The sequence below is a fragment of the Mesorhizobium sp. M0768 genome (genome assembly GCF_040320195.1).
Classification (GTDB): domain Bacteria; phylum Pseudomonadota; class Alphaproteobacteria; order Rhizobiales; family Rhizobiaceae; genus Mesorhizobium.
On record NZ_JAMYPD010000007.1, the window covers coordinates 1 to 19,048 of the forward strand.

Here is a 19,048-nt window from a genome sequence, read left to right on the forward strand (position 1 = left end):
CCGCCGCGCAGCTCGGGCGGCGGGCTTTTCCGTACCCAGCTCCAGCGTCTGCAAATCGCAAATCAAGGTCCGTCCTCGGGGCGAGGAGTGAGCACGGTATGATTGATGGTGTCGGGCAGGCAGGGACTGGGCAGGCAGGTTGTTCGGACTGACGCGGTGGTCATGGCATCGATATCCGTAACCAGCACCATTCTCGCGTAGTGCCGCGGCCACAGCGGCTCTCCAAACAGGACGAAGACGCCGCCAATCATCAAGGCCAGCAACATGAGTGCCGTAACATTTGCAAATATCTCGCCGTAGCGCATGAAGGCAGCCTGTCCCGTTCGGAAAGCGATTTCAGCCTGTGACAGCGGCGACCAGGACGGCGCCGAAAGCCGGCGCTACTATCCTTGACGCCCCGCGAACGCCGCCTTCCATTGGATCCTCCCCGAACAAGCCGGGTAAATAACGGCACTCTCGGTGCTTTGTTCCCGGCCGTGTGGCCGGACGACAACCGCGTCACACAGGCCGTGTGTGGGGCGGCCTTTCGTTTGCAAAAGGCACTCTTCGCTCTCATTGATGCGCGGCAGCGAGGTCCTTGACATGACGTTCGTGCATTTGCAGCACCGGCAGCGTCTTCTTGGCAAACTCCTTCATCGCCGGATCGTCGCCGGAATTCGCGTAAGCGGAAAACAGCGCCACCGCTTCCTTATGCGCCTGGGTCTGCATGTCGATATATTTTGATTGGAAACTGTCCCCGCTGGCCTCCTTGAGTTGGTCGAGCAGCGCTTGGTGCTTGGTGTCCAGCGACGGGCCGGCCGGCGCGGTGGCCGAAGTCGTCTGCCCCATGCTGAGCGCCGCCTTGAAGTCCTCGCCGGCCTTGGTATGGTCCGTGACCATTTGCGCCGCGAAGGCCTTCACATCGTCAGCCGTCGCCTGCGTCTGCGCAAGTCGGCTCGATTCGATTTCAAATGTATTGGCGATGGGCACGGTCTTGACGAATGTCGCGGTGTCAACCTTGCTCATGGTGTCGGTCGTCAGCGGCGTCAGCGTCGCCGATTGGGCAAAAACAGCCAAAGGCGCGCCGGCCATCATCGCTGCCGCAGTGATGGATAGAAGCGTTTTCATGGGGGTTCTCCGAGGCTGATGTCATCCCTCCGATGGCTCAACGCGGAAGCTGCGACGAGGTTGCCTGGTCGCAGTGGCCACAGCCGCCGCGAGCCAAACAAATGATTTAAATAAAACACGCCGGCTGGGTCCTGCAAAGTGCAACGCAACCCGTAGGACCGTACGGAATCGTACAAGCTCTTTCGCTTTGCCGCAGTCTTGCTATCGTCTGCCGGGACAGATGGGTGGAGGCTTCCGTGGGGCAGATCAAGTCGCCGCTTGGAATCGGTATTGATACCGACAAAGCCGTTCATATCGTCATGGCCGACTACAATTCGGGCGACATTCTCTCGACCACTGTCGTCATAGCCGATTTGCGCAAACGCTTTCCCTGGTTCCGGCAAACCGACGAGGAACTGGTTGGCTTCATCGTTCGGGCGCTGGACGGTCGGGAGATCGCGGTCAGCTTCGACCACCGCTGCCGTTAGACGGCCGATTTCATCACCAATGAGGCCGCGGAGCGTACGCTCCGCAGCCTCATCACAGACTATGATAAACCGGGCGCTTACTTGCCGCAGTGGTTGTCGTTCACCGTCGGCGCCATCGTGCCCGGAGACTTGCCGGTCGCGTCGGGCAGAGCCCCCTGCGGGCCTGGTGGGCAATTCCGGTCGGCATTCGAATTCGTCGTTGAGAAATCGCGAATGCTGTTGGTGATGGTCGAATCCGTGCCGGTGTCAGGGCCGCCATTATCCGGGACTACTATCGTCCGCCCGCTGCCGTCGGCAGCGGCCCCGGAGGGATCGCCGACGTTCTGGGCCATCGCTGACGTGGCCAGACCGATCGTAAGCGCCGAAGCTGCGAGAATTTTCGTGAGCATGATGCTTCTCCTTTTTACGAGGGTCGTCGCGTTGCGACTACGAAAACAACCGTTCGGGCGGGCGAAGGTTCCGACAAATTCCCCATGAATTTCAGCATGTTCTTGGGTGTTCAAGGCGGCCGCCATGCCATTCTCCGCGGGCATGCATCTGTGGACTTTTCTGACGGCCCGGCCCGGTATTTTGCTCGCCGCATGAGCGTACGCCTTACCGTCCCGCCGGAACAGGAATGCTCCTTGTGAGTTCATACCTTTGTACAATGCGACGCGCTGATGCGAATGGCGGCAGCGCAAACAAGGAGAGCAGACATCATGGGCCTTGGAACCATTCTCATCATCATCTTGGTCCTTGCCTTGCTTGGCGGCTTCAGCGGCTTGGGCGGCGGACCGTTCTATGGCACCGGCTATTACGGTGGTGGCGGCCTCGGCTTGGTGCTGCTTATCGTCATTATCCTGGTCCTGCTTGGGCGCATTTGATGCATGTCGTGCAAAAGCATGCCCTCGGGCTTGACCCGAGGGTGTGCAGCGGTTTTGTGATAACGACATGCATAAAACAGGAAGTAAGCGCGTCGCATGAGGCCGGCCAAACGCGACACGCGTTAGTGTCACGCTCGCGACAAAAACGCCTGCCGCTTGGTAATTAGCGCCGGGCGTTTTTGTCGTGAAAAGACTAGATTTCCAAGATCCTTGGCAAACCGGGACCCTGGCTAGAAAGGGCGACTCGGTGCCGAACCTTTCGGCGCCGAGGACGCCACCATAGCAGCAGCTTATTGTTGGCGATCGGCGGCCAGCGCTTCTTTCAGATCGGCGTTGAGCACACCCTCGTTGAACAGCGACATGATACGGGCTGCCAACCGCTCGCGGACAGGACTGTCGTCCGCAACACCCAACTCGCGGCAGCAGTCGTCGAGCGCTTTTCTCAGCACGCTCAGTTCGGCTGGAGTTGCTGCACCTTGCATCGGCATGCCATCCTCCCTTGAAAAGGGCGAAAGCGCGAAGCGTCTTTCAAGCGTCCACTCGCCGTGCCTGTGTGGACGACTCCAATTCAATTAGCGCCGCTCTCGTCCAAACTCAATGTACGGAAATTACCAAGCAGACAGTTTGGGAACGACTGCCTTGCACCTGCATTGTTGCTGCGATCCAACCCACCCCTCATTTGGATCACTGGGCGTAGCCCACGACGCCCGAATGGAGCCCGTTGCATCCCTCGCGACGGGCTCTTTTCGAGCCCGGCGATCTCAATTGTCGTTTTCGTACCAAACCGACTTTGGTACGTTTCCAACTCTAACTTTCAGCCGGATGTTTTCGTAGGCAAGCGGCAGGAGAAACTGCCGTGCATCGATTCATTTTTTTATTTAGTAGGCTCCATACCTTTCAGTGCTTATATAAGCGTTATCGTCCGCAGGTTATACCGGGCGCGGACGGCTGGGAGATAAAAAGGCTCTTGCCCTGTTTTGGGCCCAGCTATGTCTGATCCAGCAAATTCCAATAAAAATCCGTACAAAAACAAGCTGTTGCGCCGAATGAGCGCCGGCGATTTCGCATCTCTCGAGCCGCACATCGAGCGCTGTTCGCTGGAGTTACGGCAATCGCTCGAAGTGTCCGGATCGCCGATCGAGGCCATTTATTTCCTCGAGGACGGCATCGGTTCGGTGGTTGCGAAAATGCCGAACGGCAGCGATGCGGAAGTTGGCCTTGTCGGCTTGGAAGGTATGACCGGCTCGGCCCTGATAATGGGCGACGACCGTACGGTCCATGATTGCTATGTGCAGCTGGCGGGAGAAGCTGCCAGGATCGACGCCGAGCCGTTCAAGGCGGCGCTGACGCAAAGCCCGACGCTGCGGCTGTTCTTGCTGCGCTACGTGCAATATCTGCATGTCCAGACTGGCTATACCGCGCTGGTCAACGCGCGATCGAAACTTGAAGACCGGCTGGCGCGCTGGCTTCTCATGTGTGACGATCGGGTGGACGGCGGCCGGCTGACGATCACGCACGAATTCCTGTCGATCATGCTTGGCGTAAGGCGCCCGGGTGTAACGGTCGCGCTGCAGCTGCTCGAGGGGCGAGGGCTCATCCGGTCCCGCCGCGGCGAAATTATCATCCGCGATCGCGATGGTCTCGTCGCACTGGCGGATGGCGGCTACGGCCTGGCCGAGGCCGAATATACCCGCCTGGTCGAGCATATCGGCGAGCGCTGACGGCGCTTTTCTGGCCGATTGCTGCCGCAGGTCGAAGGCCCCTGCGACACCACACGGCGGGTCGGAAAAATTTGCAAAGCTGCCGGACCGTCAGGGAACTTGTTTCCCGTCGGAGGGTTATCGGACGCCTCCACTTTGCGAGGCGGCACCAACCATTCGGGAGAGGATCATGGCGACTACGAAAAAGGCCGCGAAGGCGGCAAGCAAGGGCCTTGAGGATCTGTTCCTCGACGGGCTCAAAGACCTCTACTACGCCGAGAAGAAGATACTGAAAGCGCTGCCCAAAATGGCCAAGGGCGCGGAGTCGGAAGAAGTGACCGCCGCCTTCGAGAAACACCGCATGGAAACCGAAGGACATGTCGACCGCCTCGAGGAGGTGTTCGACAAATTCGGCAAGCCGGCCCGCGGCAAAACCTGTCCGGCGATTGACGGCATCATCGAAGAGGGCTCGGAAATGCTCGAGGAGTATAATGGTGCTCCTGCACTCGACGCCGGACTTGTCGGCGCAGCGCAGTCTGTCGAACATTACGAGATCGCTCGCTACGGCACTTTGATCGCGTGGGCGGAAGAACTTGGCAAGAGCGACGTTGTCGAGCTGCTCAGGGCAACTCTCAAGGAAGAGATCGCGACCGACGAAGCGCTTTCCAAGCTCGGCGAAAGCGGCGTCAATGAGCGCGCCATGCAGGAAGCCGCCTGATTTCAAAACCGCAACCGAGCCTTGGTTGCCAAGGCTCGGTTGGCCGCGGCGAACCGGTGAAATTCTGCATTGGTCCGTCATGAACGGTAGAGCGGGCAGCAAGCGCCTTGAAGCGGTGACTCGGGACGGACTTACTCGATCTGCTCGAACGTGCATTGCCGCGGCTGCTTGTCCGGCCGCCAGCGCAACAGCTTGGTTCCGTGCCGGAACCGGTCGCCTGTCACATGGTCGAACCGAACCTCGACCACCAGTTCAGGCTTTATCGGTTCCCATTGTCCGCTCCGCTCCGTGCTCCAGCGGCTTGGTCCGCCCGGCGCCTTGCCGGTGAAACCTGGTTTGGCCCGCAGTTTTTCCAGCCGTCTGGTCAGCGCCGCCCTGTCGTTCTTGCCGATGGTCGAAGTGAATCCGACATGATCCAGCCTGCCTTCGTTATTGTAGAGGCCAAGCAGCAGAGATCCGACTTCGTTGCTGCCGGCGAGATAGCGAAAGCCGCCGACCACGCAATCCGCAGTGCGCAGCCGCTTGACCTTGACCATGGCGCGCTCGCCGGGCCGGTATGGCTCGGCGATCAGTTTTGCAACAACACCGTCGGTCGAGCCGTGGCCGGCGCCCTGCAGCCAGCGCTCGGCGGTGGCGGCGTCGTGCGTATATTTGGACAGGTGCAGTTGGGGCCGTGCCGCCGACGCGACAAAGGCCTCAATCGCCTGCCTCCTGGTGGTGAGAGGCTCTTCGATGATGATCCTGCCGCCGGGTTCGGCCAGCATGTCGAACAGGACCAGCATGGCAGGCGTCTCGAGGCTCAACTTGCGGATCCTGCTTTCGGCGGGATGAAGGCGCATTTGCAGGGCCTCGAACGAGGACGATCCGTCGACCTCGATGACAATCTCGCCGTCGGCAACAAACCGTCGCGAGCTCACATCGCGCAGCACCGCGACCAGTTCGGGAAAATAGCGGCCAAGCCGCTTGCCCGATTTTGCACGCAGATCGACGGCATCGTCGCCCTTGAACACGAGGCAGCGAAACCCGTCCCATTTCGGCTCGTATTGCCAAAGCCCGTCGCCGCCAGGGATTGCATCGGCGGCTTTGGCTTCCATCGGACGAAGGTCGAGCGGCAACGGAAATGCGGTCATGGCCGGTCCGCGCCGCCGCTACGGCATTCGCTACCGCCGTCGGCCATTCCTCTGTGCCCCGCTTTGCCGCCTCGGCGCCTCGCGGCCGGTTTGCTCGGGCGAAGGCGACAGCGGATCAACCTCGTCGGTCCCGCCGATCTCCTTGGTGATGCGATAGGCCAGATAAGCGACGGCTCCGGCAAGCAGCAAGCGGACCATGACTGCAAATCCTTCGTTGGTGTGAACCCACCAACCCGCAGGCCGAAGGTTTTGTTCCGCCGCTGCCCATCGCCGGGGTGAATCGTCGGCGGCGCAACCAAAATCCAAGCGCATCGTTTGTTGCTTATCGACGAAAAGAATTTGCGATGAAGACGCTCTTGCCCTTGTTCGCTTTGACCTTGGCGCTATTCCTGGCCAGCAGCGCTTGGCCTGACGGGTGAACGGGATGCTCCTCGTTGTTCCGGTCTGGCAGGACATCGCGGCACGACTGCTTCTGACCGCGCTCGCCGGCCTGTTGATAGGCCTCAACCGCGAGGCGCGCGGGCACGCGGCGGGGCTACGCACCACCGTGCTGGTCGGATTGGCCGCCGCCATCACAATGATCCAGGCCAGTATTCTGCTCGAGACCGTTGGCAAGCACCCGGATTCGTTTGCAACGATGGACGTCTTGCGCTTTCCGCTGGGCGTGTTGACCGGCGTCGGCTTTATCGGCGGTGGCGCCATTCTTCGCCGCGGCAATCTTGTCAGCGGCGTCACCACGGCGGCCACGTTGTGGGTGATGACGGCGATCGGATTGGCTTTCGGTGGTGGCCAATACGGCTTGGGCGCGGCCGGCACGGCGCTGACGCTGGCCACCTTGCTGGTCCTGAAATGGGTGGACCTTCGAATGTCGCGCGAACACCATGCCCAGTTGGCACTGACCTGGAAGGCCGCGGCTCGACAGGAGCTCGATGCGCTCATCGGGCCGCTTGGCTACCGGGCACGCCTCGTCGCGATAGAGAGGCGCCCGGATCTCAAAGACCCTGTTTTCTCGTTCGAGATCAGTTGGAGGCGGCCGGACACTGGGGCACCGCCAATGGATCTGCTGGAATCGGTGGGCGAGCATTGCGAGATCCAGAAGTTTGATCTCCTCAGCGAACCTGCCCGCTAGCTGGCGGCTTGCAACGATCGCGGCCTGAATCGGGCCATAGCTTCTCCACACCCCTTTCGATACCTATCTGTCGAGGCAGGACTCAAGGAGCAAGCAAAAGACCGTGGCACAGCGATCGGGAAGTGCTGATCTCCCACTTCACGGCGGGCGCGTACCGAAATGGCTCGGCGACCGCATGACGCGGCTTGGCGCGGTCATGTGCGAGGCGATCATCCACCATTACGGCCGCGATGAATTGCTGCGCCGGCTGGCGCATCCGTTCTGGTTCCAGTCTTTTGGCGCCGTGATGGGGATGGACTGGCATTCCTCCGGCATCACCACCAGCGTCGTCGGAGCGTTGAAGCGCGGTCTGTCGCCGCTCTCCGGCGAGCTCGGCATCCACGTTTGCGGCGGCCGCGGCGCGCATTCGCGCAAGACCCCGCACGAGCTTGCCCTGATCGGCGAGCGTGTCGGCCTCGACGGGCAAGGCCTCGCGACTGCCAGCCGGCTTGTCGCCAAGGTGGACAGCGCCGCGGTCCAGGACGGTTTCGATCTCTATCTGCACGGCTTTATCGTCACCGACGACGGCAACTGGGTGGTGGTGCAGCAGGGCATGAACGGCGACAGCAAGGTGGCGCGCCGCTATCACTGGCTGTCCGAAGGCCTGAAGAGCTTTGTCGACCAGCCGCATGCTGCCATCGAGGGCGCCAATCAGGGCGAGATCGTCAACCTGACCGACCGCCGCGCCGAAGCGTCGCGCCAGGGACAACTGGACCTTCTGCACGGCCTTGGACCGGATCGCATCGTGAGGGAGCTTGCCGCTTTGGAGCGGGGTTCGGCGCCAGCGCCGGAGCCGGCACAAAAGCTGCTGCCGCATCTGGTGATGCCGGCGCACCACGATGTGCGCGAAAGCGATGTCGTCATGCGCCGCCTGCACGGCAACATCGCCGCGGCGGCCGAGCGCGGCCCGACAGATTTCGCCGGGCTTCTCCTCGTGCCCAATGTCGGCGCGCGCACGGTGCGGGCGCTGGCGCTCGTCGCCGAAGTCGTGCATGGCGCGCCGTGCCGTTTTTCCGATCCAGGCCGTTTCTCGCTGGCGCATGGCGGTAAGGACAGGCACCCGTTCCCCGTGCCGCTGAAGGTCTATGACGAGACGATCGGCGTGCTGAAGTCGGCTGTCCAGAAGGCCAGGCTCGGCCGTGACGAAGAGATCGGCGCGTTGCGGCGGCTGGACGACCAGTCGAGGCAGGTCGAGCGCTATGTCACCGGCCCAAGCCTGAAGGAAATAGTCGCCGGGGAGTTCGAGCAATCGCATCTGCTCGGCGGCCGCAGCGTCTTCGGTTGGGAGGTCGTACCCGAAACGGCCGCAGTCAAATCAACGAAGTGATCGGCTCGGATCAAGCCTCCAAGTCGATCAGGGCGACGCCGAGTTCGGGACGGTGCCTGCGGCGCAGATGGCCAGGCGTCTCCACCAATGTGACCTCGAGCGTCGGCCGCACGATGCCGTCCAGCAGATGACCGCCCCTCGTGGTGCCGTCACTCAATCCAAGGACTGCGTGGACGTGCAAGCTGGGCCTGCCGTCGTCGCCGATGGCAACATCGCCGATCGCGCTCAGCACTTCACACTGTTCCCGGACGGGGATTTTCCGGTAGGTCCTTTCTCCAGGGTCGAACCAGCCGACGGTTGCACTTTCGAAAGCGCCGAGCGCGGTCAGCGACGCGCCGCCGACGCCACGGTCGACCGCAAATGACGTCAGCTGCGCAAACGCCTCTTCGCCGGGATCAAGCACAACGACGAACGTTCTCTGTCCGGCGCTTTCGGCGACAAGCTGTGATTTCATGATCTTGCTCCAGCCGTGAGGAATTCAAATCCACCAAACCAGCAATGCCAGCAAGACGAGACCCACCAGGCCGCCGATGAAAATGATCCGGCGCGCCCGCGTCCGCAGGATGATCTCGCCCTGCCGCGCCTGCTCCGCCGAAAAGACAGGACCATTCTTGTCCCGGTCGCTGCTCATCCATCGTCTCCTTCCGGGGCATTATTCGGCATTGAATGGATCTGGCGCCCGATAGAACACAATCTCGTTTGGCGGATGAGGTTCCACGGCGGGGCGCCGTTGCAGCTATTCCTTTGGCGCGGTGGCGGGCGCGGTATAGCGGCGGCGCACTGCGTCCAGGATGTGGTTGCGGCTCTCCTGCGCCGAAAGTGTGCCGTCTTTCTCCGCTTCGGCGGTTTCGCGCGCCAGTTCCTTGTCCCTGATCTGGTGGCGAAACCATTCGGAATAGTCGCCGGCGCGCAGATGATGTTCCCAGGTCCTGTCGTCGATGCCCTCGGCGATCTGGGCGAAAATCATCAGATTATGGGCGCGGAGGTTCATCGCATTGTCGGGGCCGCGGAAATAGAAGCTGCCCTTCTCGTCCAGCTGGCCCTCGGCATATTTGCGGCTGTGGCGCTTGAGCGACTGCCGCGGTTCGATCGGCTCGACCATGGCAGGTTTCTTGCGCGCCTGCGGCCGCCAGAACAGCACGCGCTCGTCTTTTGGAGAGTTCAGGTCCTTGTCCTTTGGCGGTTCGGTGCCGGTCTCGTGACAGAACGTCTTGATGACCTTTTTCGCCTTGGGGCCGAGTGCGATGACGGCGGTGACCAGCCGCAATGCCTCGGTTGAGATCGCGTCCGGATGAACCGTGATCAGGATCGTGCCCGGCAATTCCATGGCCAGCACCATTGGCGTGTCGTCGCGCCGCTTCGGCAAGAGGTGATGCGCCTCGTCGATGATCAGCCAGTGTGGTCGTGCCGTGCGGAAGCGAACACCGCCAAGGCCCGGCAGCAGGTCGGCAAAGAAGTCCGGCCGCTCGTTAACGCGCAGCGCCAGGCCATTGACGACCAGATTGTTGTCCGGCTTCCCCAGGAGATCGAGCAGTTGCGTCTTCGTCGGCGCGTTCGAGCCGTCGCCCAGCCGGACGGCGCCTTCGAGGCCATCGTAGTCGCCTTCCGGATCGAAGATGCAGAACTGGAACTTTCTCTCGACGAAGCGCTCCGTCAGTGCGGTCGCCAGGGTCGATTTGCCGATGCCGGAGCTGCCGGCGATCAGCACCGTATCGGTTGGCGACAGATACACCTCCTTGCCATTCTCCGAGCCAAGCACAATGCCGTCGCGGCTCGGCACAAGCTCGCGATCGCGCTCGACCACCTTGGCGATCAGTTCCTCGACGCCTTTTCCGCGCGCGCCGCGTGTCACGAGATCCGCCGTATCCTTGACTGCCGGCAGTGCGTTGTCGACGGCGACGCTGAAGCCGCAGGCGCGCAGGAAGGCGTGGTCGTTTTCGGCGTCGCCGACACCGACGACGTTGTGCGGCGACAGTCTGAGGTCCTGAAGCGCAGCTGTCAGCCCGGTCGCCTTGTTGATGCCGCTGGGCAGGATCATCACCGCGCCCTTGTTGAAGATGATTTCCAGCTCCAGCCCCAATTTCTTGATGACCTCGAGCGCGGTAGCCTGATGCGGTTCCCAGGTTGCGACGATCGAGCGTCCGACCGAAAGCGGTTTGACACCGCGTTTCCTGAGTTTGGCGATGAACTCGGGGGCGGGCGGCGGAGATATCGTCCGCTCCTCCTCGCTGGCCGGCGTGTAGATCAGCGCGCCGTTTTCGGCGACCACCTTGTCGAAAATCGCGACTTCGGGAAAGACGCGCTTGAGGTCGGGCAGCTCGCGCCCGGTGACGAGAATGAGTTTGCGGCCGCTCTTCTTGAACCGTTCAAGCGCCGCAAGCGTCTTCTCGGCAACGATCCCTTCATGCGCCAGCGTGCCGTCATAGTCAGTGGCCAGGGCAATGAAATACATGCCGTCAATAGCCGCCCACGATCGGCAATATCTCGCCGGTGATGTAGCTCGAGCAGTGCGGCGAGGCGAGGAACACGTAGGCCGGCGCGATCTCCTCCGGCTGGGCCGGCCGTTTCATCGGCGTGTCAGCGCCAAATTTCGAAACATCGCCGGCTTCCTTGTCCGAGGGGTTGAGCGGCGTCCAAACCGGGCCTGGCGCCACGGCGTTGACCCTTATGCCCTTCTCGACAAGGTTGCCCGAGAGCGCGCGGGTGAAGGCATGAATGCCGCCCTTGGTCATGGAGTAATCGACCAGTTGCTTCGAGCCCTCGATGCCGGTCACTGAACCGGTATTGATGATCGCCGAACCGGGTTTCATGTGCGGCACGGCCTCCTGCGCCATGTGGAAATAGCCGTAGAGGTTGGTCTTCAGCGTCGTGTCGAAATGCTCCTCGGTCAGCTCGCTGAAATCGCTGGAGTGGATCTGGAAAGCGGCGTTGTTGACCAGCACGTCGATCCGCCCAAACTCCTGCACGATCTCAGCCACCGCGTTGTGGCAGTGGTTGCGTGCGCTGACGTCCGCCTTGATCAGGATGCAGCGCCGGCCTTCCGCTTCGACGGCCCTTTTGGTATCTCTGGCGTCCCTATCCTCCGAGAGATAGACGATCGCCACATCGGCGCCTTCACGCGCATAGAGCACGGCCACCGCACGGCCGATGCCTGAATCGCCGCCGGTAATGACGGCCACTTTGCCGTCGAGCTTTTTCGATCCGATATAGTACGGCGCATCGTAAAGCGGCGCCGGCTCGATCGCCCATTCATGCCCCGGCTTCGGCTGGTGCTGCTCGGGGAAGGGCGGCTCGGGATATTTGCGGGCACCGGCCTGCATGGCGCCTTTTTGCCTGCCATTGGATTTGGACTTGTCCTTCTCGTCGATCCGGCGCTGGATGTGCCGTTGCTTGGCGGCCTCGCCGGCGACTTCCGATTTCATCTGCATGGTCATCTCCCTGGCTTGAAACCCAACAACGCATGTCCGGCGAAAAGGTTTATGCGACCACGTCATTCCTTGAGCCCGGCGACACGCTCCAGCAGCGGCCGTTGCAGCAGCGGCAGATGGCCGACGACGCTGAAGGCTGCGTTCCTGACGCCTTGCATGATGCCGTTGTCCGATTGGGCCAGCGACAGGATGCGCTCGCTGAGCGTGATCCACCGTTGCCCCACCGGGTGGCGTTCGCTTGTGTAGCCGGCAAGCGTGCCGTCGACGAAACGCCTGGCGAATGACGCGGCATCCTCGATGCCGAGATTCATGCCGCGCGCCCCTAACGGCGAATGCACATGCGCGGCATCGCCTCCCAGCAAGACGCATGCGGTTTGATAGCGCGGTGCCTGTCGTACCGGAATATGGAAGCGGTCGGCCCGCAACAACCGCGTGATCCGGTAATTGCCGGGGATGCGCGCCAACGCATCCTCGCTGTTTGAAACCGCGCGATAGCGCTTCTCGCCGATAGGGCCAATCGTCGATGTCGGCGTCGGCAATGCTCCATTGCCGCCGATGCGTGTAGCCATCGAAGCCGATGCCGATGGCATCACGCACCGTGCTTTGCGCACCGTCGGCTCCGAAGACAAGGTCGAAACTTGCCTCGTCACGGCCGTCTGGCGCCTCGATCCGCACCTCGGCCCGGCCTTTGTGCTCGGCCATCCTGACAAATGTGCTTCGCCATTCGACGTCGACGCCGAATCCCTTGAGCGTGTCGGTCATCAGCGATTCGGTGTCGCGCTGCGGCAATGACAGCAGAAAATTATGGCGGTGCGGCAGGATCGAGAAATCGATCTCGCCGAGTGCTCGTCCTTCGAAGTAGAAACGGGCTCGACGAATTTTCAATCCCTCGGCGAGCAACCGGGCAGCGACTTTGGAGGGTTCAAGGACGTCCAGGCTATGCGAACTGATGCCGACCGCCTTGGCGAGCGGCGTAGGGCCTTCCTTGCGGTCGATGACGCGAGGTGCAATGCCGCGCCTTGCCAGTTCGACTGCCGCCGTCAGCCCGGTCGGGCCGGCGCCGACGATCAGGATGGAAGCGTCCCGCGAAGCCGTCATCGTCGGGCGTCAGCTTTTTGGCAGTGCGCAGGCAATGATGGCGTCGCCGATCCTGGTCTCCATGAAATGGTGGCTGCCGGGTGCAAGGGTCGCCAGCCAGGTCAGGACGTAAAGCCATACACCGGCGGCATTGCCGGCAAGCAGCAGGCTGCCGGCGGCCAGCAGGGCGATCCCGGCGGGCAGATAGTACCAGGATCCGCCCAGCGCGATCAGCCAGGCACCGCCCCCTCCGATCAGCAGGCCGAGGATCGTCAGCAGCGCGCCGACGAACATCGTCCACCAGAAGGCAACGCCGGACCGGATGGGGGTGGGGGATGGTCATGATCATGATGCTTATCCGGGTGAAACAGAACGTGACCTCATCCGAACGTATGGAGGGTTCGATGGTTTCCGATCAGCCCGACCAGATGGGCCAGGGGGTAACCATTCTGTGATCTCCGCTGCCCCAGCCGGAACTTACCCACGCAGCCGCAGTTAGGGGTTTTGGGGGGTGAATACGGTTTGCTGGATGCGAAATCGGCGAGGGAATGCCGCAGGTCTTTTCAAGGAACGCCAACGGCATTTCACGCTTCGCTCTGTGGGGCGCGTGTTTCATGGCGATCTTTGCGGCTCTCGGCGGCACCGCCATCCTGCGTTCGGACTTCGTCACCGGCGTTGGCCGGCCATTGGCGCAACCAGTGCCGTTCAGCCACAGGCACCATGTCGGCGAGCTTGGCGTCGATTGCCGTTATTGCCATAGCGGCGTCGAGACTTCGTCATCGGCGGGTCTGCCGGCGACCGAGGTGTGCATGACCTGCCATTCGCAGCTGTTCACCAACGCGGATATGCTGGCGCCGATACGGGCAAGCCTTGCTTCCGGGCAGCCATTGCAGTGGCAGCGGGTGAACAGTGTCCCCGACTTCGTCTATTTCAATCATTCGATCCATATCGCTAAAGGCGTCGCCTGCGAGACGTGCCATGGCGAGGTCGACGACATGCCGCTGATGCGGCGGGCGCACGCACTATCGATGGAATGGTGCCTGGCATGCCATCGCGATCCCGAGCCTAATTTGCGTCCGCCGCAGGACGTGTTCCTGATGCACTGGAAGCCGCCGGCCGGTATCGCCGAAATCCGCCGATCGCTCATCAGCCTTCTCGATATCCACCCCGAGACCATGACCGACTGTTATGTCTGCCACCGCTGACAAACCGATCGCGGCTCCAGACATGGCCGGCCTGCGCCAACGGCTTTCGCCCGGCCCGGAGCTGTGGCGAAGCCTCGACGAGCTCGCCGATACGCCGGAATTCCGCCGCTTTGTCGATGCCGAATTTCCCTCGATCGCCGAACGGATTCCTGCGCGGCTCGACCGGCGCACGCTGCTGAAGCTGGTGGGTGCATCGCTGTCGCTGGCGGCGCTTGCGGCGTGCAGCGAGGCCGAAGACATCCTGCCTTATATCCGCCAGCCGGAAAACATCGTTCCCGGCAAGCCGCTTTATTACGCGACCACGCTTTCGAGCGACGGCTACGGCATCGGTGCGGTGGTCGAAAGCCATGAGGGCCGGCCGACCAAGGTGGAAGGCAATCCCGACCATCCGGCCTCGCGCGGCGCGACGGACGCCATCATGCAGGCGGCGGTGCTGTCGCTGTTCGACCCCGATCGCTCGCGCATGCCGCTGAAACACGGCGAACCGGCGGCCTATGGCGACTTCCTTGCCGACATGGCCGAGCTCACCTCGCGGCTGGCCGGCTCGGGCGGCGCCGGCGCGGCGCTGGTGATCGAGGCGACGACCTCGCCCACCATGAAGGCGCAGCTCGAGGCGCTGCGCGCGCGCTACCCCAGGCTGAGGCTGTTCCAGCACGATCCCCTGGCCACGCCGTCCGGCGCCGAAGCCACGCAGACTCTTTTCGGCAGGGCGCTTGCACCGGTCTACCGGTTCGATCGCGCTGCGGCGATTGTCAGTCTCGACGCGGATTTCCTGGGCGAAGGGCCCGGTCGTCTCGCTTACGCCCGGGACTTTGCCGCGCGGCGTCGCGTGCGCCGGGCAGACGATACGATGAGCCGGCTCTACGCGGTGGAATCGACGCCGACGATTACCGGCGCTGCCGCCGATCACCGCCGGCCGGTGCGGCCGAGCGAGGTCGAAGCCGTCGCCGCGGCGCTGAGCGCGGTGCTTGGCGGCGAAGCGGCGCCAAGCGCCTTGGCATTGGACCCGGCCTGGGTGGCTGCCGCCGCGGACGACCTGAAGGCGGCCGGCGGCGCGGCGCTGATCGTGCCGGGCGCCCATCAAACACCGTTCGTCCATACCGCCGCCCTTGCCATGAACGCGCGGCTTGGTGCGCTTGGCAACACCGTGGAACTGATCGAGCCGCCCGACGCGATGCCCATCGAGGGCGACCTCGCGCGTCTTTGCCAGGCGATCGCCGTGCGAGACATCGACACCGTTGTCATACTTGGCGCCAATCCTCTCCACACCGCACCTGCGGGGCTTGGCGTCCGCGACGTGTTTTCGCGGTTGAAGCTTCTTGTCCACTGGGGACTCTACCGCGACGAAACCGCCTTCGTCGCACACTGGCATATCCCTGCTGCGCATGACCTCGAGAGCTGGAGTGACCTGCGCGCCCATGACGGAACCGCGTCGATCGTGCAGCCGCTGATCAGGCCGCTTTACCAGGGGCGGACGGTGCATCAAATCCTGGCCGTGCTTGGCGGTGAATCAGCTGTTTCTGCGCTGCCGCTCGTCCGCCGGACTTGGGCGCAAACGACCCGGGCGCAAGCACTGGACGATCCCGCGTGGCGAAAGGCGCTTCGCGACGGCTTTGTATCCGGTAGTGCCAGCACTCCAGTCGAAGTTGCGATGCCCCCGGATTTGCGCGGCCTGAAGCCACGCACCGAAGCGGCAAAAGGCGTCGAAATCCGTTTCGTTGCCGATCCCTGGCTGCGCGACGGACGCAATGCCAACTCGTCCTGGCTGCAGGAATTGCCGCGGCCGCTGAGCAAGATCGTCTGGGGCAATGCAGCGCTGATGTCGCCGGCGACGGCGGGGCGGCTTCAGGTGGAAAACGCCCGGGTCGTCAATATCGCGTCGAACGGCACGGACATCGATGCGCCGGTCTGGATCATGCCTGGCCATCCCGACGGGACCGTGACCCTTTCTCTGGGCTTCGGCCGGAAGCTCGGTTCGGTGGCAGCACTCGCCGACGGCCACGACGCGTACAGGCTGCGAAGCCTCGAGGCTCCCTGGATCGTCTATGGCGCCACGGTAGCACCGCGGGACGGCAGTGCGCGGGTCATCACCACGCAACACCATCAGGCGATGGAGGGCAGGGCGATCGTTCGCCATGCTTCGCTCGATGCCTTCCGCAAAAATCCACACTTGGTGCGCGAAGGCGCCCCGCCCGCGCCAACCGGATCGCTCTATCCCGACTGGCAATACAGCCAGGAAGCCTGGGGCATGTCGATCGACCAGTCGGCATGCATCGGCTGCATGGCTTGCGTTTCTGCCTGCCAGGCGGAAAACAACATCGCCACCGTCGGGCCGGACGAGTCGGCACTCGGCCATGAGATGCATTGGCTGCGGATCGACCGCTACTACTCCGGCCCGCTCGACGATCCCGACGTTTTTTTCCAGCCGGTGCCTTGCATGCATTGCGAGAAGGCGCCGTGCGAGGTCGTCTGTCCGGTCAACGCCACCACCCACACCCATGACGGGCTGAACGCGCAGGTCTACAACCGCTGCATCGGCACGCGCTACTGCTCGCAGAACTGCCCCTACAAGGTGCGGCGCTTCAACTTCCTGGACTTCCAGGAATTCGACAAGGATGCGGCCGGACCGGAACAGGCCGCGCACAATCCAGACGTCAGCGTCCGTTCGCGCGGTGTGATGGAAAAATGCACCTACTGCGTCCAGCGAATTTCCGAAAAACGCATCAAGGCGCAGATCGAAAACCGCCACATCGCCGACGGCGAAGTGGTGACCGCCTGTCAGCAGGCCTGCCCGACACAGGCGATCGTTTTCGGGGACCTCAACAGTAAGGGCGCCGCTGTCGTGCAGGAAAAAGCAGCGCCGCAACACTACGCCTTGCTCGAGGACCTCAACACGCGACCCCGCACCACCTATCTCGGCAAGATCAGGAATATCAACGGCCGTCTCTCGCCAGGCGGGAAAGCCGATGGCTGAGGCTATTGCTAGAAAACCGGGCGCACTGCCCGTCCTGCGCGGCCGGCACGACCTTCCGGAGATCAGCGGCCGTATCAGTGCGATCGTCCTCGACGGCAGGCTGCCGCGCTATTTCTGGACCGCGTTTTTCGCCTGCTTCGTCTTCGTCCTCATTTTTCTCTATTCGATTGCCTATCTGATCTCGGTCGGCGTTGGCGCCTACGGCATCAACATCCCGGTCGTCTGGGGCACGATGATCGGCAATTTCGTCTGGTGGATCGGCATCGGCCATGCCGGCACACTGATCTCGGCGGTGCTTCTGCTTCTGCGCCAACCATGGCGCGCCTCGATCAACCGCTTTGCCGAGGCGATGACGCTGTTTGCCGTGGCGATGGCGGGGCTTTTCCCGATCCTGCATCTCGGCCGCCCTTGGTTCTTCTACTGGCTGCTGCCGCTGCCCAACACGCATATGCATTGGCCGCAATGGCGCAGCCCACTGGTCTGGGATTTCGCGGCGATCGCCACCTATGCCAGCGTTTCGCTGATGTTCTGGTATATGGGCCTGCTGCCCGATCTCGCCGTCCTGCGCGACCGGGCGAAATCACGCCCGGCGCAGCTGTTCTACGGGATACTGGCGCTCGGCTGGCGCGGTTCGGCCTTTCATTGGGCGCGTTATCAGACGGTCTATTTCCTGATGGCGGCACTGGCCACGCCGCTGGTCGTCTCGGTGCATTCGATCGTCTCGCTCGACTTCACCTTCGCCATCACGCCGGGCTTCCATTCGACTATCTTTCCTCCCTATTTCGTTGCCGGCGCGCTGCTGTCCGGCTTCGCCATGGTGCTTACCATCGCCATCCCGCTGCGCTGGGCGTTTTCGGTCCAGGATCTGATCACGCTGCGGCACATGGACAATGCCGCCAAGCTGATGATCGCCGCCGGCATGATCGTCATCTACGGCTATGCCTCCGAGGCTTTCTTCGCCTGGTATTCGGGCGAAACCTATGAGCGCACGATGATGTGGCAGCGCGCCTTTGGGCCTTATGCGCCGCTGTTCTGGACCATGCTCGCCTGCAACGGCGCTGTTTTGCAATTGCTCTGGTTCCGGCGGGTGCGCCTCAACATGGCGGTGCTGTTCGCCATTGCCCTGATCATCAATGTCGGCATGTGGATCGAGCGCTACGTCATCGTCGTCACCGGGCCAAGCCGCGATTACCTGCCGTCGTCCTGGGGCGAACAATCACTGAGATGGCTCGACTTCGGCATCCTGTTCGGCTCGATCGGCACCTTCTTCGCATTGGTCTTCCTGTTCATCCGCGTCCTGCCGGCCATCACCATTTTCGAGGTCGAGGAGCTGGCCGGGGAGAGGGGCGGCGCAAGATGACCCTTTACGGCGTCATTGCGGCTTTCGCCGATCCCGAAGCGCTGACCGAGGCGGTCCGCACCATGCGGGCGCGCGGCTACCGGCGCATGGACGCTTTCTCGCCGTTCCATGTGCATGGGCTGGCCGACATGCTCGGCATGCGCAAGACGCGCTTGCCATGGGCCATCCTTGGCGGTGCCGTCGCCGGCGCGGTGTTTGTCTATGGCCTGATCCTCTATTCGGTCGAGATCGATTTTCCGCTCAATGTCGGCGGCCGGCCGCTGCATTCCTGGCCGGCCTTTCTCGTCATCGCCTTCGAGGCCGCGATACTTGGCGCTGCGCTGGCCGCATTCTTCGGCATGCTGGCCGCCAATCGCCTGCCCGAATATTATCACCCGGTCTTCAACGCCACGAGCTTCACCTATGCGCGCGGCGGCAAGTTCTATCTGCTCGTCGAGGCCGCCGATCCGAAGTTCCGCAAGGGCGTGACCAAGGGCCAGCTGACACGGCTCGGCGCCGAAACCGTCGAGGAGGTGGAGGCGTGA

General features: G+C 62.7%; 22 protein-coding genes and 1 pseudogene. 10 read left to right on the forward strand and 13 right to left on the reverse strand.

The genetic code is table 11. The features are described 5' to 3' along the window. Positions 1–62 precede the first annotated feature (62 nt). Both NKI08_RS11385 and NKI08_RS11390 read right to left on the reverse strand, forming a co-directional pair. Entirely contained in the window at positions 63–305 is a 243-nt protein-coding gene (locus tag NKI08_RS11385; RefSeq protein ID WP_352769208.1) for a polymerase, read from the reverse strand. A gap of 247 nt (positions 306–552) precedes the next feature. Continuing rightward, on the reverse strand, positions 553–1,107 hold the full coding sequence (locus NKI08_RS11390; protein WP_352769211.1) for a DUF4142 domain-containing protein: 555 nt from the start codon (positions 1,105–1,107) through the stop codon (positions 553–555). Positions 1,108–1,343: 236 nt separating this feature from the next. Between NKI08_RS11390 and NKI08_RS11395 the strand changes: the two genes are divergently transcribed. Continuing rightward, entirely contained in the window at positions 1,344–1,574 is a 231-nt protein-coding gene (locus NKI08_RS11395; protein ID WP_352473085.1) for a hypothetical protein, read from the forward strand. Between the two features lie 77 nt (positions 1,575–1,651). Here the strand turns inward: NKI08_RS11395 and NKI08_RS11400 are convergent, their stop codons facing one another. Continuing rightward, positions 1,652–1,963, reverse strand: coding sequence for a hypothetical protein (locus NKI08_RS11400; protein ID WP_502899596.1), 312 nt, complete (start codon positions 1,961–1,963; stop codon positions 1,652–1,654). A gap of 309 nt (positions 1,964–2,272) precedes the next feature. Here NKI08_RS11400 and NKI08_RS11405 point away from each other — a divergent pair, with 309 nt between their 5' ends. Continuing rightward, positions 2,273–2,437: a DUF3309 family protein gene (locus NKI08_RS11405; RefSeq protein ID WP_023677107.1), complete on the forward strand. Its 165-nt coding sequence runs from the start codon at positions 2,273–2,275 to the stop codon at positions 2,435–2,437. Between the two features lie 290 nt (positions 2,438–2,727). Here NKI08_RS11405 and NKI08_RS11410 read toward each other — a convergent pair whose 3' ends face one another. After that, entirely contained in the window at positions 2,728–2,919 is a 192-nt protein-coding gene (locus NKI08_RS11410; protein WP_352769215.1) for a hypothetical protein, read from the reverse strand. 507 nt (positions 2,920–3,426) lie between these two features. Between NKI08_RS11410 and NKI08_RS11415 the strand changes: the two genes are divergently transcribed. Together NKI08_RS11415 and NKI08_RS11420 are read left to right on the forward strand one after the other, a co-directional pair. Continuing rightward, positions 3,427–4,158 (forward strand): Crp/Fnr family transcriptional regulator, encoded by a 732-nt coding sequence (locus tag NKI08_RS11415; RefSeq protein ID WP_352473082.1) that lies wholly within the window; start codon positions 3,427–3,429, stop codon positions 4,156–4,158. A gap of 169 nt (positions 4,159–4,327) precedes the next feature. Continuing rightward, the gene (locus NKI08_RS11420; protein WP_352473081.1) at positions 4,328–4,855 is read left to right on the forward strand and encodes a YciE/YciF ferroxidase family protein; all 528 of its coding nucleotides are present in this window, start codon (positions 4,328–4,330) and stop codon (positions 4,853–4,855) included. 131 nt (positions 4,856–4,986) lie between these two features. On the opposite strand, the gene NKI08_RS11425 is transcribed toward NKI08_RS11420, so the two are convergent. After that, complete coding sequence (locus NKI08_RS11425) at positions 4,987–5,985, reverse strand: ATP-dependent DNA ligase (protein ID WP_352769219.1); 999 nt, start codon at positions 5,983–5,985, stop codon at positions 4,987–4,989. Between the two features lie 30 nt (positions 5,986–6,015). Further along, on the reverse strand, positions 6,016–6,183 hold the full coding sequence (locus NKI08_RS11430; protein WP_352769222.1) for a hypothetical protein: 168 nt from the start codon (positions 6,181–6,183) through the stop codon (positions 6,016–6,018). 226 nt (positions 6,184–6,409) lie between these two features. On the opposite strand from NKI08_RS11430, the gene NKI08_RS11435 reads away from it, so the two are divergent. Further along, positions 6,410–7,114 carry an MgtC/SapB family protein gene (locus NKI08_RS11435; RefSeq protein ID WP_352614284.1) on the forward strand — a complete coding sequence of 235 codons (705 nt, stop codon included), beginning with the start codon at positions 6,410–6,412 and terminating at the stop codon, positions 7,112–7,114. A 103-nt stretch (positions 7,115–7,217) separates the two neighbouring features. After that, the gene (locus NKI08_RS11440; RefSeq protein WP_352769225.1) at positions 7,218–8,480 is read left to right on the forward strand and encodes a DUF763 domain-containing protein; all 1,263 of its coding nucleotides are present in this window, start codon (positions 7,218–7,220) and stop codon (positions 8,478–8,480) included. 10 nt (positions 8,481–8,490) lie between these two features. Here the strand turns inward: NKI08_RS11440 and NKI08_RS11445 are convergent, their stop codons facing one another. From NKI08_RS11445 to NKI08_RS11475, 7 genes and pseudogenes are all read right to left on the reverse strand, one after another. Next, positions 8,491–8,934, reverse strand: coding sequence for a PPC domain-containing DNA-binding protein (locus NKI08_RS11445; protein ID WP_023677099.1), 444 nt, complete (start codon positions 8,932–8,934; stop codon positions 8,491–8,493). A 24-nt stretch (positions 8,935–8,958) separates the two neighbouring features. Beyond that, complete coding sequence (locus NKI08_RS11450; RefSeq protein WP_352769229.1) at positions 8,959–9,111, reverse strand: peptide ABC transporter permease; 153 nt, start codon at positions 9,109–9,111, stop codon at positions 8,959–8,961. A 105-nt stretch (positions 9,112–9,216) separates the two neighbouring features. Further along, entirely contained in the window at positions 9,217–10,932 is a 1,716-nt protein-coding gene (locus NKI08_RS11455; RefSeq protein ID WP_352769231.1) for an HAD family hydrolase, read from the reverse strand. A gap of 4 nt (positions 10,933–10,936) precedes the next feature. Continuing rightward, positions 10,937–11,908 carry an SDR family oxidoreductase gene (locus NKI08_RS11460; protein WP_352686079.1) on the reverse strand — a complete coding sequence of 324 codons (972 nt, stop codon included), beginning with the start codon at positions 11,906–11,908 and terminating at the stop codon, positions 10,937–10,939. A 62-nt stretch (positions 11,909–11,970) separates the two neighbouring features. Further along, the gene (locus tag NKI08_RS11465; protein WP_352769654.1) at positions 11,971–12,498 is read right to left on the reverse strand and encodes an FAD-dependent oxidoreductase; all 528 of its coding nucleotides are present in this window, start codon (positions 12,496–12,498) and stop codon (positions 11,971–11,973) included. Continuing rightward, positions 12,473–13,006, reverse strand: a pseudogene (locus NKI08_RS11470) (FAD-dependent oxidoreductase); the annotation flags it as partial. The gene NKI08_RS11465 and the pseudogene NKI08_RS11470, both read right to left, overlap by 26 nt. Before the next feature lie 9 nt (positions 13,007–13,015). After that, a complete protein-coding gene (locus tag NKI08_RS11475; protein WP_352769234.1) occupies positions 13,016–13,279 on the reverse strand; it encodes a hypothetical protein in 264 nt (87 codons plus the stop codon). 254 nt (positions 13,280–13,533) lie between these two features. Here NKI08_RS11475 and NKI08_RS11480 point away from each other — a divergent pair, with 254 nt between their 5' ends. Genes NKI08_RS11480 through NKI08_RS11495 form a run of 4 tightly spaced genes read left to right on the forward strand, consistent with a single transcriptional unit; the run spans position 13,534 to position 19,048 of the window. Then, positions 13,534–14,190 (forward strand): cytochrome c3 family protein, encoded by a 657-nt coding sequence (locus tag NKI08_RS11480; RefSeq protein WP_502899588.1) that lies wholly within the window; start codon positions 13,534–13,536, stop codon positions 14,188–14,190. Then, complete coding sequence (locus NKI08_RS11485) at positions 14,174–17,164, forward strand: TAT-variant-translocated molybdopterin oxidoreductase (protein WP_352769240.1); 2,991 nt, start codon at positions 14,174–14,176, stop codon at positions 17,162–17,164. The genes NKI08_RS11480 and NKI08_RS11485 overlap by 17 nt, the downstream gene beginning before the upstream one ends. Continuing rightward, positions 17,157–18,524, forward strand: coding sequence for an NrfD/PsrC family molybdoenzyme membrane anchor subunit (gene nrfD, locus NKI08_RS11490; protein WP_352769242.1), 1,368 nt, complete (start codon positions 17,157–17,159; stop codon positions 18,522–18,524). Before NKI08_RS11485 ends, nrfD begins: the two co-directional genes overlap by 8 nt. Then, positions 18,521–19,048: a DUF3341 domain-containing protein gene (locus NKI08_RS11495; RefSeq protein WP_352769245.1), complete on the forward strand. Its 528-nt coding sequence runs from the start codon at positions 18,521–18,523 to the stop codon at positions 19,046–19,048. Before nrfD ends, NKI08_RS11495 begins: the two co-directional genes overlap by 4 nt.

Excerpts from the sequence above, each read along its gene's own strand:
- NKI08_RS11390 (WP_352769211.1), bottom strand. The coding sequence starts at position 1,107 with ATGAAAACGCTTCTATCCATCACTGCGGCAGCGATGATGGCCGGCGCG.
- NKI08_RS11420 (WP_352473081.1), top strand. The coding sequence starts at position 4,328 with ATGGCGACTACGAAAAAGGCCGCGAAGGCGGCAAGCAAGGGCCTTGAG.
- NKI08_RS11425 (WP_352769219.1), bottom strand. The coding sequence starts at position 5,985 with ATGACCGCATTTCCGTTGCCGCTCGACCTTCGTCCGATGGAAGCCAAA.
- NKI08_RS11475 (WP_352769234.1), bottom strand. The coding sequence starts at position 13,279 with ATGTTCGTCGGCGCGCTGCTGACGATCCTCGGCCTGCTGATCGGAGGG.
- NKI08_RS11410 (WP_352769215.1), bottom strand. The coding sequence starts at position 2,919 with ATGCAAGGTGCAGCAACTCCAGCCGAACTGAGCGTGCTGAGAAAAGCG.
- NKI08_RS11435 (WP_352614284.1), top strand. The coding sequence starts at position 6,410 with ATGCTCCTCGTTGTTCCGGTCTGGCAGGACATCGCGGCACGACTGCTT.
- NKI08_RS11495 (WP_352769245.1), top strand. The coding sequence starts at position 18,521 with ATGACCCTTTACGGCGTCATTGCGGCTTTCGCCGATCCCGAAGCGCTG.
- NKI08_RS11400 (WP_502899596.1), bottom strand. The coding sequence starts at position 1,963 with ATGCTCACGAAAATTCTCGCAGCTTCGGCGCTTACGATCGGTCTGGCC.
- NKI08_RS11485 (WP_352769240.1), top strand. The coding sequence starts at position 14,174 with ATGTCTGCCACCGCTGACAAACCGATCGCGGCTCCAGACATGGCCGGC.
- NKI08_RS11455 (WP_352769231.1), bottom strand. The coding sequence starts at position 10,932 with ATGTATTTCATTGCCCTGGCCACTGACTATGACGGCACGCTGGCGCAT.
- NKI08_RS11480 (WP_502899588.1), top strand. The coding sequence starts at position 13,534 with ATGCCGCAGGTCTTTTCAAGGAACGCCAACGGCATTTCACGCTTCGCT.
- NKI08_RS11445 (WP_023677099.1), bottom strand. The coding sequence starts at position 8,934 with ATGAAATCACAGCTTGTCGCCGAAAGCGCCGGACAGAGAACGTTCGTC.
- NKI08_RS11450 (WP_352769229.1), bottom strand. The coding sequence starts at position 9,111 with ATGAGCAGCGACCGGGACAAGAATGGTCCTGTCTTTTCGGCGGAGCAG.
- NKI08_RS11415 (WP_352473082.1), top strand. The coding sequence starts at position 3,427 with ATGTCTGATCCAGCAAATTCCAATAAAAATCCGTACAAAAACAAGCTG.
- nrfD (WP_352769242.1), top strand. The coding sequence starts at position 17,157 with ATGGCTGAGGCTATTGCTAGAAAACCGGGCGCACTGCCCGTCCTGCGC.
- NKI08_RS11385 (WP_352769208.1), bottom strand. The coding sequence starts at position 305 with ATGCGCTACGGCGAGATATTTGCAAATGTTACGGCACTCATGTTGCTG.
- NKI08_RS11465 (WP_352769654.1), bottom strand. The coding sequence starts at position 12,498 with ATGCCATCGGCATCGGCTTCGATGGCTACACGCATCGGCGGCAATGGA.
- NKI08_RS11430 (WP_352769222.1), bottom strand. The coding sequence starts at position 6,183 with ATGGTCCGCTTGCTGCTTGCCGGAGCCGTCGCTTATCTGGCCTATCGC.
- NKI08_RS11460 (WP_352686079.1), bottom strand. The coding sequence starts at position 11,908 with ATGCAGATGAAATCGGAAGTCGCCGGCGAGGCCGCCAAGCAACGGCAC.
- NKI08_RS11405 (WP_023677107.1), top strand. The coding sequence starts at position 2,273 with ATGGGCCTTGGAACCATTCTCATCATCATCTTGGTCCTTGCCTTGCTT.